We start from the raw sequence: 634 nt of genomic DNA on the forward strand, positions 1-634 counted from the left end.
TTGACGACATACAGAACGCAGATCTTTGTCTGATGTTTGGTAACAACCCAGCCGAGACGCGTATGTCGGGCGGTGGTCAAATCCACAACTACGTGGACGCAAAAAATATTAGCCACACACGTACGATCTGTATCGACCCTCGTTACACCGATACTGCCGCTGGCCGTGAAGACCAATGGATTCCTATCAAACACGGTACCGATGCGGCCCTTGTCGCTGCTATCGCCCATGTACTGATCAGCGAAGATAAAGTCGACCAAGACTTCCTTGACCGCTACTGTGTGGGTTACGACCGTAAAACTCTGCCAGCATCAGCGCCAGAAAATGGCAGCTACAAAGATTACATCATGGGCACAGGTCCGGATGGTATCGAGAAAACACCAGAGTGGGCACAGCCAATCACAGGTATTCCTGCTGATGTGATTTTGAAACTTGCGCGTGAAATCGGCGATGCAAAACGTATTTACATCACGCAAGGTTGGGGGCTACAACGCTCAGCAAACGGTGAGCAAGCGTGTAAAGCGATCATGATGCTGTCTCTGCTTCGTGGTCAGGTTGGTCTACAAGGTGGTGGTACTGGTGCTCGTGAGGGTAACCACTCTTATCCATTCCAACGCTTCCCAAAAGTGCCAAA

At 50.5% G+C, this 634-nt stretch carries 1 protein-coding gene; it reads left to right on the top strand.

Features of this window, described 5'->3' with window-relative positions:
• Positions 1-634, top strand: a 634-nt coding sequence (locus R7Q09_RS26475) for a molybdopterin-dependent oxidoreductase (RefSeq protein ID WP_318143983.1), incomplete at both ends; no start/stop codon positions are given.

It is taken from the genome of Vibrio sp. 2130-1, from assembly GCF_033339515.1.